Origin of the sequence: Streptomyces sp. NPDC006510 (genome assembly GCF_040611955.1) — a bacterium.
GTDB lineage: Bacteria > Actinomycetota > Actinomycetes > Streptomycetales > Streptomycetaceae > Streptomyces.
Genome location: NZ_JBEXPH010000189.1, coordinates 1 through 15,179, shown reverse-complemented (window position 1 = coordinate 15,179; position 15,179 = coordinate 1). Strand labels below are relative to the sequence as shown.

At 66.7% G+C, this 15,179-nt stretch carries 12 protein-coding genes and 5 pseudogenes; 5 read left to right on the top strand and 12 right to left on the bottom strand.

The genetic code is table 11. The features are described from left to right. Positions 1 to 154 precede the first annotated feature (154 nt). The 4 genes from ABZY11_RS35865 to ABZY11_RS35850 form a co-directional block, all read right to left on the bottom strand. Positions 155 to 1,870, bottom strand: a complete 1,716-nt coding sequence (locus tag ABZY11_RS35865; RefSeq protein WP_356483182.1) for a hypothetical protein — start codon at positions 1,868 to 1,870, stop codon at positions 155 to 157. Beyond that, positions 1,867 to 2,187, bottom strand: a complete 321-nt coding sequence (locus ABZY11_RS35860) for a helix-turn-helix transcriptional regulator (RefSeq protein WP_067344253.1) — start codon at positions 2,185 to 2,187, stop codon at positions 1,867 to 1,869. The genes ABZY11_RS35865 and ABZY11_RS35860 overlap by 4 nt, the downstream gene beginning before the upstream one ends. Positions 2,188 to 2,205: 18 nt before the next feature. Continuing rightward, the gene (locus ABZY11_RS35855; protein ID WP_356483181.1) at positions 2,206 to 3,225 is read right to left on the bottom strand and encodes a tyrosine-type recombinase/integrase; all 1,020 of its coding nucleotides are present in this window, start codon (positions 3,223 to 3,225) and stop codon (positions 2,206 to 2,208) included. Positions 3,226 to 3,349: 124 nt separating this feature from the next. Next, positions 3,350 to 3,733, bottom strand: a complete 384-nt coding sequence (locus ABZY11_RS35850) for a hypothetical protein (protein ID WP_356483180.1) — start codon at positions 3,731 to 3,733, stop codon at positions 3,350 to 3,352. A 70-nt stretch (positions 3,734 to 3,803) separates the two neighbouring features. Here ABZY11_RS35850 and ABZY11_RS35845 point away from each other — a divergent pair. Both ABZY11_RS35845 and ABZY11_RS35840 read left to right on the top strand, forming a co-directional pair. Continuing rightward, positions 3,804 to 4,717: pseudogene (locus tag ABZY11_RS35845) on the top strand (IS982 family transposase). Positions 4,718 to 4,819: 102 nt separating this feature from the next. Continuing rightward, positions 4,820 to 5,197: a nuclear transport factor 2 family protein gene (locus tag ABZY11_RS35840; protein ID WP_356483179.1), complete on the top strand. Its 378-nt coding sequence runs from the start codon at positions 4,820 to 4,822 to the stop codon at positions 5,195 to 5,197. A 71-nt stretch (positions 5,198 to 5,268) separates the two neighbouring features. On the opposite strand, the pseudogene ABZY11_RS35835 reads toward ABZY11_RS35840, so the two are convergent. The 4 genes and pseudogenes from ABZY11_RS35835 to ABZY11_RS35820 all read right to left on the bottom strand — a co-directional run. Continuing rightward, positions 5,269 to 5,990 (bottom strand): annotated as a pseudogene (locus tag ABZY11_RS35835) (IS630 family transposase); the annotation flags it as partial. Between the two features lie 274 nt (positions 5,991 to 6,264). Next, positions 6,265 to 6,813: a DUF2690 domain-containing protein gene (locus ABZY11_RS35830; protein ID WP_356483184.1), complete on the bottom strand. Its 549-nt coding sequence runs from the start codon at positions 6,811 to 6,813 to the stop codon at positions 6,265 to 6,267. A gap of 159 nt (positions 6,814 to 6,972) precedes the next feature. Further along, positions 6,973 to 7,085, bottom strand: a pseudogene (locus tag ABZY11_RS35825) (IS630 family transposase); the annotation flags it as partial. A 127-nt stretch (positions 7,086 to 7,212) separates the two neighbouring features. Further along, positions 7,213 to 7,957: pseudogene (locus ABZY11_RS35820) on the bottom strand (transposase family protein). Between the two features lie 252 nt (positions 7,958 to 8,209). Here ABZY11_RS35820 and ABZY11_RS35815 point away from each other — a divergent pair. Beyond that, on the top strand, positions 8,210 to 9,316 hold the full coding sequence (locus ABZY11_RS35815) for a leucine-rich repeat domain-containing protein (protein ID WP_356483178.1): 1,107 nt from the start codon (positions 8,210 to 8,212) through the stop codon (positions 9,314 to 9,316). Positions 9,317 to 9,861: 545 nt separating this feature from the next. Here ABZY11_RS35815 and ABZY11_RS35810 read toward each other — a convergent pair. Then, the gene (locus ABZY11_RS35810; RefSeq protein WP_356483177.1) at positions 9,862 to 10,995 is read right to left on the bottom strand and encodes a glutathione-independent formaldehyde dehydrogenase; all 1,134 of its coding nucleotides are present in this window, start codon (positions 10,993 to 10,995) and stop codon (positions 9,862 to 9,864) included. A gap of 173 nt (positions 10,996 to 11,168) precedes the next feature. Between ABZY11_RS35810 and ABZY11_RS35805 the strand changes: the two genes are divergently transcribed. Continuing rightward, a complete protein-coding gene (locus tag ABZY11_RS35805) occupies positions 11,169 to 11,360 on the top strand; it encodes a hypothetical protein (protein ID WP_093545857.1) in 192 nt (63 codons plus the stop codon). A 44-nt stretch (positions 11,361 to 11,404) separates the two neighbouring features. On the opposite strand, the gene ABZY11_RS35800 is transcribed toward ABZY11_RS35805, so the two are convergent. Genes ABZY11_RS35800 through ABZY11_RS35790 form a run of 3 tightly spaced genes read right to left on the bottom strand, consistent with a single transcriptional unit; the run spans position 11,405 to position 14,496 of the window. Then, complete coding sequence (locus tag ABZY11_RS35800; RefSeq protein WP_356483176.1) at positions 11,405 to 12,241, bottom strand: carbohydrate ABC transporter permease; 837 nt, start codon at positions 12,239 to 12,241, stop codon at positions 11,405 to 11,407. Positions 12,242 to 12,283: 42 nt separating this feature from the next. Continuing rightward, positions 12,284 to 13,198 (bottom strand): sugar ABC transporter permease, encoded by a 915-nt coding sequence (locus ABZY11_RS35795; protein ID WP_356483183.1) that lies wholly within the window; start codon positions 13,196 to 13,198, stop codon positions 12,284 to 12,286. 32 nt (positions 13,199 to 13,230) lie between these two features. Further along, positions 13,231 to 14,496, bottom strand: coding sequence for a sugar ABC transporter substrate-binding protein (locus tag ABZY11_RS35790; RefSeq protein ID WP_356483175.1), 1,266 nt, complete (start codon positions 14,494 to 14,496; stop codon positions 13,231 to 13,233). A 371-nt stretch (positions 14,497 to 14,867) separates the two neighbouring features. Here ABZY11_RS35790 and ABZY11_RS35785 point away from each other — a divergent pair. After that, a pseudogene (locus ABZY11_RS35785) lies at positions 14,868 to 15,148 on the top strand (SAM-dependent methyltransferase); the annotation flags it as partial. Positions 15,149 to 15,179 lie beyond the last annotated feature (31 nt).

Genomic DNA, 15,179 nt, shown 5'->3' with positions numbered 1-15,179 from the left:
CGGGCGATCTACAGGATGAAGGCATGGCGAGGCATCGCCACCCGCTACGACAAGACCCCGGGGAGCTACCTCGCCGGACTCCACCTCCGGGCCTCCATGATCTGGATCAAGGACCTCACACGAGCGGCCCCTTGATCACAACCGAATACGCTCCCTAGCTGGGGGACGCGTCGTCGCCGTCCGCCGGGTCGGGTTGGAAGAAGCGGATGTAGCGCAGACCGGTCTCCGGGGTGATGTTGAACACCACGCACAGGTGTTGCGGGTCGGCGCCGGTGACGGCGGCCTCTTCGAGGATCCGATCCTCGCGGAGTCGTTGGGCGGTGACCGGGAGATCCTTGAGCAAGGGCTGCATCCAGCCGATGGTGACCGGCGTGCGCGAGTGCGCGGTCTGCGAGCTGAGGAACAGGTGGGGGTTGCGGGTGTGTGGCCAGCGTGAGTGGCGGAGTCGGATGTAGTCGGCGGCGGCCTGACGGGTGAAGGCGTCGAGGGGGTGGTCGATGTTGCCGTGCACGAGCCGGCCGCCGATAAAGTCGACGGCAGCCAAGGGCAACTCGCGGGCCTGGTGCGGATAGAGCGCGTGAATGCCGATGAGGGCGACCAGCAGCTTCAGAGCGGGGTCGCCCTCGGCGGCCGCGGCTAATGTCTGGATCGCCTCGGGGCTCAGCGGCGTGGGCACCGAGGCGGGCCTGGCCCCCAGACTCAAGCCACGTGCGGGGTTGGCGAACAGCAGCCGTTGGCTCCTGAGCGTTTTGAACATGTTGCGCAGCGCGACGGCTTCGTTGTGCGGTGCCGCGCACTGGGACAGCCAGCCCGTGAGGTCGGCGCGGGTGACCTGGCGAAGGGTGCGGTAGCGCTTCGAGCAGTCGAGGAGGAACGGGATCGAGGCGTCGACCTGGTTGCGGACAGTGGCGGTCGAGCGGGGACGGCGGCGGGGCCCGCCGTGTCGGACGATGCGGATCCACACGAGGGCTTCTGCGCGGATCTCCGGGTGCACATTGCTGAGCCGGCGTTGGATCCACGCGTCGAGGGGGTCGATGCGGTCGTCGTCGAGGAGGTCGAGGCGGGCGAGGACCTCGGTGACCCGGGTGATGGCGCGTGTGGCTCGCTGGCGCGGCAGCGTGGCAACGGTGCTGGCCTTGATGCGTTCGTGCGGACCGTGGACGGCAGTCAGCAGGTACAGGCTTCGCAGGACCCGCTCGCGCAAGGCCGGTGACCAGCCTTGGGCCTCGGCTCTTGCCTCGGCCCGCGCGGAGACGTAGGCGGTGAAGGCGGGATCGATCGGCTCGACAACGGGCACGGTGACGCGTGACATGTCCCGCTCGGCGACGAACAGCGGATCCTGACGCCACCGAGGCATCGCCCAGAATGAGCCGCCGACGAGCTGGTGCGCTGCGGATGAGCCGCGCTCCCGCGTCCGGGCGGCAAGGTGGACCCGCCGAACCAGATCGGCGATGAACAGCTGCTGCCCGGTGGTGGCCGCGGTGGTGAGGTCCGGTCGCTGCCACGTCCGTGGAACGGCTTGGGCCTGGCAGCGGCACAGCCGGCACACCCCGTGCTTGAGGAGCGGCACGGTGCGGCGGCAGGTCGCGCAGGTGCCGGTCTCGTGGCCGCGGTTGCGCAAGGAGGTGCAGGCGGCACAGCGGCCGTGGCGGTGCCAGGTGCCCCAGGCGAGGCAGTCGCTGCAGCTGTCCGCGTACGGCACGCGGGGATGACAGCGGCGGCAGTAGCCGCCGACGTAGTGGGCGTCGCTGCCGCATGCTTTGCAGGTCGGCGGCGGAAGTTCGGGATGCAGACAGCTGAAGCAGCGGAGCCGGCCGTACTCCGCGATCTTGTCGCCGCACTGCTTGCACGGCCGGGGCCGCAGGTTCACAGCGGTGGTTCCGTCCGACCGACCCGGCGTTCGATCCTGGGGTGCTCGCCCGCGACCGCCGCTGGGGCGGACGTGCTTGCGGGACGCCGAGCGCGGGCCTTCTCGGGCTCCGGGGCCAGAAGGTCGTTGGGTTGGCAGCCCAGGACCTCGCAGATGATGTCGAGGTCGTCCAGCCGGATGGTGACCGGCTGCCCGGACCACAGATTGGACATCTTCCCCGCGCTGATCGTCAGGCCCGCGTCGGCGAGCATCGACTGCAGCTGCGAGGACTTCCAGATGTCGCGCTGCGCGGCGGCCAGCCGCAGGTTCCACTTCATGACGGCTCCTGTCCTGGGCTATCCGGTGAACCGAGACGCGGCCCGCTGGCCGGCGGAAGTCCAGGCGTCCTCGATGTGGGTCTTATTGACGTGCACGTAGATCATCGTGGTGTTGATCCAGCGATGACCGAGCAGCTCCTGGATAGCGACGACGTTCATGCCCTGTGCGTACAGATCGGACGCGGCGAAGTGCCGGAGCGCGTGCGGAGTAGCACGGCCGGACCAGCGAGGCAGGTGGCGTTCCACTGCCTCAGCCATCGCGCCCCGAATCGCGCTGGTGCTCACGCGCTTGCAGCGGCCACCGGGATCGCGGCGCTCGGAGGGGAACAGCGGTGCACCGGGCTCATCGAGGTGCCCGTCGAACTCCCACCGCGGGCCCTGGAGCCACCATTCGAGGAGTTCACGAGAACCGTTGATGAGCGGGGCCAGGCGCTCCTTCTTCTGACCGCGGCTGCCCTTGCCGCGCAGCAGCACCTTGCCGAAGGTGCCCAGGTCCCAGCGGATGTCGTGGACTTCGAGCAGGCACAGTTCCGAGACCCGCGGGCCAATGAGGCTGGCCAGGCGGCATGCGGTGTAATTACGGACACACGGCGCGTACTTCCGAGCCGAATGTAGATCGTCGCGCCATCCGGCGAAGAGCCGATCGACGTCCGCGGCCGGCGGCGGGATCCGCACCCGCATGTTGGTCTTGCCTCGTGGGCGGTTGATCTCATCGACCGGGCACTGCACCAGCACGCCAGTCGCCGCGTGGATATCGGCCTGATGCCGCACCTCCAGGAACTCGAAGTACGTCGCCAGGGTCTGCGCCTTGCGGACCTTCGTCAGCGTGGCCAGCCGTCGCTGGTCCTCACCGAAGAACCGGTCGAGGTCAGTCGGGATCAGCTCCCAGAGCGGGCGGCCGCACCAGCCGCGCACCTCCATCAGCGCATCCACGTCGCCGGAGATCGTCTCGTCGGCGATCCCGGCCGCAGCCCGGGCGAGCACGAACTCAGACAGCAGGTCCTGCTCAAAGTCCGCGATGTCCTGCGGCGACTCCAACAGCGGTCGAGATCGGATTGGTGCAACGACAGCGAGCGACATCCCGCCCCCTCAACTTCGCCATACCCAGCGGAATCTCAGGCTTCCGGATAGAAGCTCATGAATTCTGAGACTTCCTCGCTGTTCACCCTTGAGGGTGACGCAGGGCCGTCGACGCACTCCGCAGGACCGGGGGCACCGCCCGCGGGGAGCGGGGCGATGGGGAACTCAGGCGCACATTCACAACGAGCACCTCATCAGCGAGCCGGATCTTCGCCCGGTGCAGATCGTCGAGTCGAACCTCCAGCGCCTCGGCCTCGACAGGATCGGACCAAAGTTCGTGCGGCGACTTCATGTCACAGCCCGGTTTGACGACAATCTTTCCGGCTTTGGTCTCCCGCAGATCGGCCTCGTTCATCTCGGTCATGAAGCGGGTGGAGCCGCAGATCACGACGATACGCGGGAGGCTCAGCAGCTTCTTCGCGTCGGCGAGCTTCTCCTCGGGGGTGAGCAGTTGCGGGTATGACACTGGTTCCTCCTGGTGGTGTGGTCCAAGGGGTGCCTGCGGAGACGAGAACGAGGGTGTCCAAGATCGTTTTGTGACGAACGACGTGGACACCCTCGCGACAGCACTCTATGCGACGACCGACGACATGCTGAAGGAGCATCCCGACCTGGCGCCGTGGCGCCCGCCGGTCGGCATTACGCCCCGCCTGAGCGATGCCGAACTGGTCACCCTCGCCACGATGCAGGCCATACTCGGCTACACCTCCGAGGCCAAATGGCTCCGCCATGCCCGTGCCCACCTGCGCCACCTCTTCCCCTACCTGCCCCAGCAGCCCGGCAACAACAAGCGGCTGCGCAAGGCCGCCGGTCTGATGCGAAGCGTCAACCGGATCCTGGCCACCACAACCTCGGTGTGGAGCGACGAAGTATGGGTCGTGGACTCCACCCCGGTGGAATGCGGCCGCTCCCGCGAGACCGTCAAACGCTCCGACCTGGCAGGTTGGGCCGAATACGGCTACTGCGCCAGCCACAGCCGCTTCTTCTGGGGCCTGCGCCTGCACCTGGTCTGCACCCTTCAGGGCCTGCCCATCGCCTTCGCCCTGACCGGGGCCAGGGCCGACGAACGCGAGACCCTCCTTGACCTCCTGGCAGCCGAATGCGAGCTTCTGCGAGAGCGCCCCCGACAGACTCTCATCGGCGACAAGAACTACTTCGGCCGTGGTTTCGAACGCGAACTGTCCGAGCATGGAGTCCAGCTTGCTGCGGCCTGCCCGTAAAGGTGAACGGGAACGGCCTGGCGCAGCCCTGTTCAAGCCGCTGCGACAGGTCATCGAATCGATCAACGAGACCTTCAAGGGACAGCTTGACCTCGAACGGCACCGAGGGCGCACACCCGGAGGTGTCATAGCCCGCGTCATGCAACGCATCCTCGCGCTGACCGCCGCGATCTGGCAACGACGCCACCGGACAAACCGTCCTACGCTCACTGATCGCCTACGATCACTGACCCCTTGGAATAGATCACCTAGTGCTGTGCCCGGGATGGTTCACCGTGATCGGAAGGCGGCTCGCGGGACGAGCGCACGCGAAAGGCTGGTATTACTGGGGCATGCAGGAAGAGACCGCACGCTCCGCGATCGACACGTTCATCTCCGCGTTCAACGCCTCGGACGACAGCTATGTGACTGCCCTGCTCTCCCAGGCCCTGACCTCAGACGTGGTCTTCTGGGGGCCGTTGGGCCGCAGCGAAGGAATCGCGGCGGTCGAGCGGTTCGTGCTGGACATCCGGCGCCACCCAGCGGGGACCGGCACGATGGTGCGCTGCTCAGCGGTGGACATGCCTGGCGAGTGGGCCCGGTACAAGTGGGTCTTCACCACGCCGGATGGAGGCCCCCGCCTGGCGGGAACGGACGTCGTCCATCTGCGGCGGAGCCTCATCGACCAGGTCATCGTCTTTGCGGGGGAGATCGAGCCGTCCGCCTCCTGAGTCATCCTTCTGTCGCTGTCCTTCTCCTGAACTCGCCCCCTTCGGCGCTCGGGGCTGCGGTTCGCAGTTGGTCAGGCTGCGGTGCTGAGGGGGCGTCCGCCCCAGCGGATGCCCTTTTCGCTGCGGATGCGGGCACGTTCCTTGCGTTGGGCGGCAAGTACGTCGGGGTGGCGGGCGTTGGTGGTGCGCCAGCGCAGGTAGCGGTGCAGTGCCTGGGTTTGCGCGGGGTGGCTGCGGTGGTGGGAGTTGGCCAGGGTGAACTGCCGCAGCCGAAGTGGGCCTCGATCGGGTTGGCCCAGGAAGCGTAGGTCGGGGTGAAGCACAGCTCGACCTTGTTCTTCTTCGCCCAGCGGCGGATGTCCGCCCCGGTGTGGGAGGAGAGGTTGTCCAGGATGATGTAGATCGGCGCGTCGTCGGGTCGGGCGGCGCGGATCGACTTGAGCGCGGCCAGGGTGTTGGCGGTGCCCTTGCGGCGGCGGTTGACGCCCCACAGGCAGTCGTCGCCCACGGAGTAGCAGCCGTGGAAGTAGGTGACGCCGTGGGTGCGGCGGTAGGTCGCCGGCAGCCGGTTGGGCTTGCCCTGCTTCGCCCAGCAGGAGCCCGCGATGGGCCGGATCCCCAGGGGCCCGAACTCGTCGAAGGCGAAGACCCGGTCCGGGAAGCGGTCCAGCACCTGCTCGATCCGGTCGAGCTTGGCATCGCGATCAGGGTCGGGTGACTCCTTCCAGGTCTTGGTGCGCTGGAAGGTGATGCCGCGGCGCCGGAGCAGGCACCGTAAGGCTTCACGGCCGATGTCGAAAGAGGCGCTGCGGGGCCGGCGCCTGGCGCCCCTGCAGACCGCCCTGCTGGAGCACGCGGCGGCGTACAACCTCCGTACGGTCATGACGTTCCACCAGCAGGTGGAGGAGATCCGCGCGTCCGCGGAGAAGCTGCCGGAGACGGCTGCGGAGCTGTACGGTTGGCTTCCGCCTGGACGAGGCCGGGCCACGCCGGCGGTCGTCTGGAATATGAGGGATTGCGGTTTGGGGGCAATGAATTGATCTTGAGGCCCTGAAGGGCCCGAGCCGTCATCGCCAGGCGGTGGCCTCGGTCGCCTGGATGCAGTACCGCTCGAATGTGCTGCCGCCACCAGGCTTGGGGATCGCGCAGGCCGTGACCTGGAAATCACCGTCCGGAACAACAGCCATGCTCGTGAACTTGTCGTCGCCGTACTCAACCTCGGCACTTCGCATGGTGCCACCGGACACCTTCACCGTGGCCATGTCCCCAGGGCCGCCGTGCTCGATCCTCGCCCACACCGCCTTGCAGTCCTCGCTGTAGCGGATCTGGAGAAGGGCCGGGTTGTTCACAGCAGGTTTGAAGGTGCGGGCATCCTCACCGCAGCCCTGATTCTGCGGGTTCTTGCCCTCGCACCCCGCTCCCGGACAGGTCGGCTCGTCGAAGAACGACTTCGTCACATGGTCCCCGAGCGGAGTCGCCACGGCGGCCACCACCGCGCCGACGATGGCAACCGCATACGCCAGCGCCGCAGGGCCGCTGAGCCACCTTCTTGCAGCCCGTTGCGGTGAAGGGTCGGCTGCTGCGTTGGAGTTGTCGTCGGTGTTGCTCGTGGTCATGAGGGTCCGCCTTGATTGACCGATCCTGAAGGCCAGGGTCGCTTCCTGCCGGGGCCGAGGAAAGGCGCAGCGCGGGAGCAGAGAGGCATGAGGCCCTTCCTTGCGTGCGCCCCTCAGTCCGGCCAACGACGGCGCCAGTCGCGGGCAACGGGTGCAGTTCCGCCGCTCGGGCGTGCCCGGCATCATCGGCAGCACCGGCTGAGACCGTTCCAGCGCCTGGATCTGCGACTTCGTGCGCCACGAGGCGCTGTGGGATCGAGCGGAGGTGAAAGGACTCCGCCGCCGTGCTGTCGCAGCAGCATGGCGAAGCTGGGGGCAGTTCGAACCGGGAGATGCCGGTAAGGGCGGAAAGCAGCCCCGACAACGACGGGACGCGCTGGCGCTGAGCCTTTTCCAACCTCAGGTTGAGGCGTGGTGAGGGACGAGGACGGCTTTCACGATGTCGGTTATCCGGTTGGTGCTGCAGCGGAGCTTTCGGAGGAGACGCCAGCTCTTGAGGGTGGCCATGGCCTGCTCGCCGAGGCAGCGGATCTTGGCGTGGGTGCTGTTGTGACGGCCCTTCCATTGCTTGAGACGGCGGCCCCGAAACGGCACCCGGACGGGTCTACCGGCTCCTTGATACGCCTTGTCGGCCCAGCATTTGAGCCCCGTCTCGGTAAGGGCTTCGATGATTCGTGCTGTCGGGCGGCGGTGAGGTCGTGGGTCGAGCCGGGAGGGCGGGCGAGGCCCAGAGCAGTCGTCCGAACGGGTCGGTGAGGACCTGCACGTTCATCCCGTGGCGCCTGTGTTTGCCCGGGGTGTCGGCGGCGATGCGGTCGATGGGCAGCAGGGTGCCGTCGAGGATGACGAACGCCTTCGTCCGGATCGTTGCCATCGCTTCGGACAGGGACGGGGCGATGACAGCCAGGACTTCGACGGCCTCGCGTATGTAGCGGTGCACGGTCGCTATCCCGATGCCGAACCCTGCGGCCAGCTGGGCGTAGGTGTCACCGCACCGCAGGTGGGCCAGGGCCAGCAGAGCCTGACGGCTGACCGGCAGCCGCCGCCACCGGGTCCCGACCTCCTTCCGCCGGGCCGTCAGATGTCTGGTCAGAAACCGCAGGGTGCGGCTGGACAGATCAATCGAGGACGGGTAGACGAGCACGCGAAGCTCCTGGTGGACACGGGTGATCTTGGGCGAGACCCCGTCTACCAGGACCTTCGTCGTCGCGCAAAGTGTCCAACTCGCGGGCATCACCGCCAGCTTGGGAAGGCTCAGTGTTGTCGGTGCGGCAAAGTGCATTCCGCTCATGACGACAACACTACCGACGTACCCGTGGACCGATGGTGAGGGCAAAAAGAGGGCTGGTTCGAAGGAATCGATTTGTCCTTCGACACTTGGAAGTTCGATGAGGAGATGCCCTTCGAGGATGCCGAACTGGTTTGGCAGGAGCTCCTCGACCGGTTGATGGATGAAGACGTCAGCCTGACCACCGAGCAGCAGCGGATCGTGCGCCCCATCTTCGACAGGCTCTGGGCCACCTATGCAGACAAGAAGGGCGAGCTGGCGCCGGGACCCGAGGCGCCACCGGTGCTGGACCAGCTGACTCCCGATACCACCGATGTCGACCTGACCAACCAGGGCATCACCGCGATACCGGAGCGGGTTTTTAACCTGCCGAACCTGCGCCGACTGGCCGTCGACGGGCTGAGCATGCTGCCGTACCGGGTCGGTGAGTTGGACACTCTCGAGGAACTGGACCTGTCGAAAGCAGCGCTGACCGGGCTGCCCGCCACCATCGGGCAGCTGACCCAGCTGCGGATCCTGCGCCTGTACGGCTACAAGCTGCACAGCCTGCCAGAGCAGCTCGGCGGCCTCGCCAGCCTGCAGACGCTGCAGCTCTCACACCTGTCGATCCCACTGCCCGACAGCGTCCAGGGCCTTCGCTCGATGACCGACCTTGACCTGTCCTACCTCAACTACGACCGGCCGGCCGAACTCCCTCCAGTGGTCAACCGGCTGTCGACACTGCGCCGGCTCAGTCCGGCCAACGCCCGCCTCACCACCATCCCCGACGACATTCTCGCCCTCACCTCGCTTGAGGAACTCGACCTCACCTGCTCAGTGAGCCCGCGTCTCGACCGGCTTCCGGACCTGGCCCAGCTGCCTCATCTACGAATCCTGCGCTTCAGCGGCGGACCAACCCCCGCACAACGACATCACCTCCTCGACAGCGTCTGGCCGATCACCACACTGGAGGAGTTGTACATCGACCGGTGGGGAGAGCAGAAGATCGGCGGTCGTGTCGTCCGTCCCGCCCTGACCACCCTCCCCCACGACGCGTTCACCCGCACGCCCCGCCTGCGGCGCTTGGACCTGTCCTTCAACGAGCTGACCACGCTGCCAGAGTCGCTGTACGGGCTGACCCACCTTGAATACATCAACCTGTCGCACACCAAGCTCGACGCCGCTACCGTCGACCGGGTACGCAAGGCTCTTCCCGGACTCCGCATCGATCAATAGGTGGTGCCTCTGCGGGCACCATCACCGGCGTCACCCAAGCCGTCCTCACCCTCCACCTGAACAGTTCGAAATGAGGTTGAAAAAGGCTCCTTGTTCCGTTGCTTCCTCCCGGGGAAACGACCGACCGAGGACGGGATATCGCTGTTCCAACCCCAGAAGGTTCCGGTTGTCCGCTACCGATACCAGGGCCGGAACATACCCACACCATGGACGCCAATACCGGCAGCCGTCGGCTGACCAGAGGAAAGAGCACGCGGAGAGCCGGATGCTCGGAGACGGGCACGTCCGGTTCGGCGGGCGGGCCGGGGAATCGGAACACCAGAAATGGCATCCTGCAGGTGCGGCTTGAGGTCGAACCGCTTCCAGATCCGGCCGATGGTGGACTTCGACAGCCCGGTGCGGGCCGCCATGGAGGGCCGCGAGCTGGAAGCGGAACGTGAGATCCTGCGGAAGGCGGCGAAGTATTTCGCTGGGGAGACGCGCTGGTGGCCGCGCTCAGCCGAACGGGAGAGCCCGGCTCGTACTGCGTGCCGTCGGGTCTCCCGCTACGGGTGCAGCACGACCTTCGTGTAGCCCTCGATCCGCTTGTCGAACTTGTCGTACGCCGAGGGCGCCTGGTCCAGGGGCAGTTCATGCGAAACGACGAAGTTCGGCTGCGCCCGGCCCTCGATGATCATGTCGCGCAGGTACCGGTTGTAGCGCTTCACGTTGCACTGCCCCGTACCCATGCGTAGGCCCTTCTCGAAGAGCTTGCCGATCGAGACGAGGAGCATGCCGTGCTTGGCCTGCTCGTCGGGGCCTCCGGGGTCGGACGGAACGTAGAGGCCGGGCACGCCGAGCGCTCCGGTGGCCCGGACCGTGCCGACGAGCGAGTTCAGGACTGTCGCCGGTTCCTCGCGGTCGGTGCCGCGCGCCGCCGCCTGGTAGCCGACGGCGTCCACGCCCTTGTCCGTGCCGACGCCTTCGGTCTGCTCCTTGATCTGCTCCACGGGGTCGCCCTCGGCGAAGTTGACCGGAATCGCGCCGATCTCCCGGGCCTTTTCCAGTCGCTCGGGAACGCGGTCCACGACGAAGACCTTCTTCGCGCCGCGCAACAGGGCCGAGTAGGCGGCCATGAGCCCGACCGGCCCGCCGCCGTACACGGCGACACTCTCACCTGGGCGAACCCCGGCGAGTTCACAGCCGTGGTAGCCGGTGGGGAAGATGTCGGCAAGCAGCATGAAGTCGGTCTCGTGCTCGTTTCCCGGCGGCAGCTTCAGACAGTTGAAGTCGGCGTACGGAACGCGCAGGTATTCCGCCTGGCCGCCTGGCCAGGGCCCCATGGCGACATATCCGTAAGCACCTCCCGCAAAGCCAGGATTGACGGTCTGACAGAATCCGGTGAATCCCTCGACGCAATTGGTGCAGAACCCGCAGGCGACGTTGAAGGGCATGACCACGCGGTCGCCCGCCTTGAGCGAGGTGATGCCCTGACCGGTTTCCTCGATGATCCCCATGTTCTCGTGTCCGAAGACGATGCCGGGTTCGGCTGCGGTACGGCCCTCATACATGTGCAGGTCCGAGCCGCATATCGCGGTGGAGGTGATCTTCACGATCACGTCGTTCGGGTGCTGGATCCTGGGCTTTTCGACGTCTTCGACCGCCACGGTGAACGGTTCCTTGTATACGACGGCCTTCATGGCTGCCACCTCCGCTCGGCGATGCACGTTTTTTCGCCCGTCCCCCGCCTGCTGTATTTCGCGTGACCCACCTCTCATGATTCTCCGGCCTGAGCCGATGGGCAATCCGGTAATATCGGGATGAATATCCGCCGCCCCGATATAGCACCGAAATCGGAAAGGGAGGGCACAAAGTGGCTGCACAACGCCTCGGGACCCTGCTCGTCCCAGTGCCCGGCCTGTCCGGCACCACGTACCCGCCGGGAACGACGGTGACTGTCCGCGGTCGCGGCGCAACTGTCGATGCCTTCATCAACGGCGACTGGCTACCGCTGTCGTGGTGGGAATTCTCCGACGGCCTCCGCGAGGACATCGCCGACCGCTGACCCCGGTGCGGACGGTGGTCCGCGTCGGCGCCCCGGGCTCTTGATCATTCATCAATGCCCGAGCGCTCCGCGCCCGCGACGATGTGGCGCTGGAGTACCAGGAAGACCACCAGCAGGGGCAGGATCGAAACGGCGGCTGCGATGAACAGCTCGTGCAGGTTGACCGTCTGAGCCGTGGTGAAGGTGGCGAGCGCAACCTGCACCGTCCAGGCGTCGCGCTGCTGGCCGATCACCAGTGGCCAGAGGAACGAGTTCCACGAGCCGATGAAGACGATCGCCCCCACGGCGGCGAAGACCGGCCGTGTGTTGGGAACGACGATCCGCCAGTACGTACGCCAGTAGCCGAGCCCGTCCACCCTGGACGCGTCCTCCAGCTCCCGGGGAAAGCCGAGGAAGTACTGCCGGAAGAGGAAGGCTGCGAACGCGCTGAAGAGGGTGGGGACGATCAGTCCGCGCAGGGTGGAGATCCAGCCGAGCGACGAAACGAGGACGAAACTCGGGACGAAAGTGACGGCGGACGGGATCATCAGGGTGACCAGGAACGCGTAGAAGACCTGGCTCGCATAGGGATACTCGATGCGGGCCAGCCCGTATCCGGCCAGCGAGGCGAGCAGCAGGGTGCCGACGGTCGTGAGGACGGCGATCACGGCCGAATTCCACAGGGCGTGCAGCATGGGGACACTGCTGTCGTTGAACAGTTCCCGCAGGTTGCCCCACTGGAGGCTGTGCGGGAAGAACGTCCAGTCCGCCCCGGTGATGTCCGCTTCGGTGGCCAGGCCGTTGCGCACCAGTAGGTAGAACGGGACGAGGAAGAGCATGGCGAGCGCGACGAGCAGCACGAGCCGCAGTCCGCGCGCGAGCCGTCGGAAGGCATGGGCCATTGAGAGCCCCGTTGGTTGATCCGTCGAGTGCTGTCGCATACGTCAGTCCTCCTGGCGTCCGAGACCGAACCAGCGTGCCTGTACCACCGCCACGACCGCGATGATCAGTGCGAGGATCACCGCGCCGGCGCTGCCGAGGCCTAGGTTCTGTCCCTGCCCCAGCGCCACGTAGTACAGGTAGACCAGGGGCGGCCTGGCGTAGGGCGGGTAGCCGCGTGCCGTCGACAGCAGGTTGTAGAACTCGTCGAAGGCCTGGAAGGCGTTGATCACCAGGAGCAGGACGACGGCGACGGAGGTCGCACGCAGTTGCGGGAAGGTGATGTGCCTGAAGACCTGCCAGCCGGGGCGGGCGCCGTCGACGGCCGCCGCCTCGTAGAGGGTGCGTGGAATTCGCTGGAGTCCGGCCAGCAGGATCACCATGTAGAAGCCTGCCTGGAGCCACAGGCGCACGGTCACGATGACCAGCCAATACCAGGGCGGGCTGGTGGTCGACAGCCAGGCGATGTCCGAGCCGCCGAACCATCCCAGCACCGTGTTCGCCAGCCCGAACCGTACCCCGTTGAAGATCGACAGCTTCCAGATCATTGCGGCGACGACGTACGAGCAGGCGGTCGGCAGGAAGAAGACCGACCGGAAGAACGCCTGGGCGAAGCGCAGTCCGGCGACCATCAGAGCGAGGGCGAGCGAGAGCCCGTAGGTTGCCGGAACGACGAAGAGCGAGAAGACGACGAAGGTGACGAGACTGGAGACGAAGGACGGGTCGCCAAGGATCTCGGAGTAGTTGTCCAGGCCCACGAAGTCGGTCGGTGTCACCGTGTTGTGGGCGTCGAAGAAGCTGAGCCACACGCTCCACAGCAGCGGTACGTACGTGAAGAGGGCGAGCCCGGCGGCAAAGGGGCCGACGAAGACCCAGAACCACAGGTAGCGGTTCTGGGGACCCAGCAGTCGCCGCCCCAGCGGCCGGTTGGCGCCTTCAGGCGTCTGCGTGGCTATGACCGCACCCGCTTCAGCTCGGCGTTCGCCGTCGCAACGACCGACCTGATCTGGGCGTCCGGGTCGGCGCCTTCGGTGATGATCCGGCTCAGGGCGTCCTGGTAGGCGGTCTGGCTCCTGTCGGTCCACAACAGGGGTTGCGCGTAGCCGTGTTCAGTCGTGAAGCGGACGGCTTCGGCCGCCGCGCCCTTGGCTAGTCCGGCTGCCTTCTTCGCCAGCGAGATCCGGGCGGGAATATGGAAGCCGTAGGATAGCGCGAAGTCTTCCTGGTAGTCGGTCCGTTCCACCCACAGCCACTTCACATATGCCTTCGCCGCGTCGATGTGGCTGCTGTGCGCGCTGACGGCCGCCCCGTAGGCGCCGACCGGTACCGAAGGCCTGCCCCGCGCCCCGTCGCGGGGAAAGGGCAGGACGCCGAAGTCGTCGCCCAGCGCCTTCTCGATCTGTGGGAGGGCCCACAGCCCCGTCCACTGCATGGCGGTCAGGCCCTGGAGGAACGCGGACGGGTCGGACCAGTCGGTGGGGGCTCCGAGCAGCAGGGAATCGTCCTTGTGGAATCGATGCAGTTTGCCGAGGGTCCTGGCGGCTTGCGGGTCGTCGAATCCGACCGCTCCGTCGGAGGTCACCAGGTCCAGGCCTGCGGCGCGAAGCGGGGTGGCGCCGAGCACGCCGGCTCCCCCGTCGTTGCCGAGGAAGAGGCCTTTGACATCCTTGGTCGTCAGGGCCCTTGCAGCGTCCGCCAGTTCGTCAAGGGTCTGCGGTGGCCGGACTCCGGCCTCGGCCAACAGGCTCTTTCGGTAATAGAGCATCTGCATGTCGATGGCCTGGGGGATCCCGTAGACCTTGCCCTCATATGTCTTGGGGGTGAGGACCGCGGGGTTGAAGTCATCGCGTGCCCCGCCCAGGAGGTCGGTGAGATCGGCGACCTGCCCACCCCGGATCTGGTCCAGGGTCGGACCACCCTCGAAGACGTCCGGTGCGTTCTTGGTCAACAGTGCTGCGGCCGTCTGCTGGTCATAGTTGCCGGGCCGCCACTCGATCGTGATCTCCGCCTTGCGGTACGCGGCCGCATATCGTTTCACCGCCTGTTCGGTCCCGGCCTCGCCGTACTGGTGGTACCACTGGTCGAGGGCGGGGCGATCGCCCGCTCCGCCGGCACGGCCGGTGTTGGAACCGCAGGCAGCGGTGAGTGCGATGGCGCCCGAGGCGGCCAGCAGATAGCGGCGACTGATGCTGTTGGCTGTGGTATTTGAGTGGGGCATGGTTCATCAGTGTGACGCCGATACGTGTATGAGTTGTTGCCCGCTCATGAAACGGCCAGTTTTAGCCGAAGGGGCGGTTCGATCAGAGTCTTCAACGGTCAAATACGGCCAGGGATGTTCAGACCGTCCTCGTCATGAGCCGACGGCTCGACTTTGTGAACCCCGAGCCGGAAGAGGCAACGGCATAGGGTCCGCGCGACAGAGATCCGCCGCAACCGGCTGGCCGAGCAACCCGACCCTCCAGGTCAGCTGACATCACTGCACCACAGGGCCCGATGGGGCGGCACTCCCGCGAGTGCCGCCCGCCGGGCGTCTCAGGTGTCCTCGGTGCGGAACGGGCCGCCCGGCCCCCGAAGCCGGGCGGAGGACCATCGGTCATTCACACCCCACCGCAGGACGTGCCCCCGTACTTCGCCGAGTTCCGTCGGGTACTCGCGCCCGACGGAACTCTTCTGTTCGCCTTCTTCGAGTCGGAAGGTGAGCCGACCACGGCGTTCGATCACAAGGTGGCGACGGCCTACCGATGGCCGATCGACGACCGCGCGGGGCTGGCCGGTGAGGCCGGCTCTATCGAGGTCAGCCGGATGCTGCGTGAGCCACGCGAGGGGGAACGGTTCCGCCGGGGCATCTCCTGATGCGCGCAGGAAAGTGACTCAGGTTGTCGCGTGCCGCCATCGACGGCA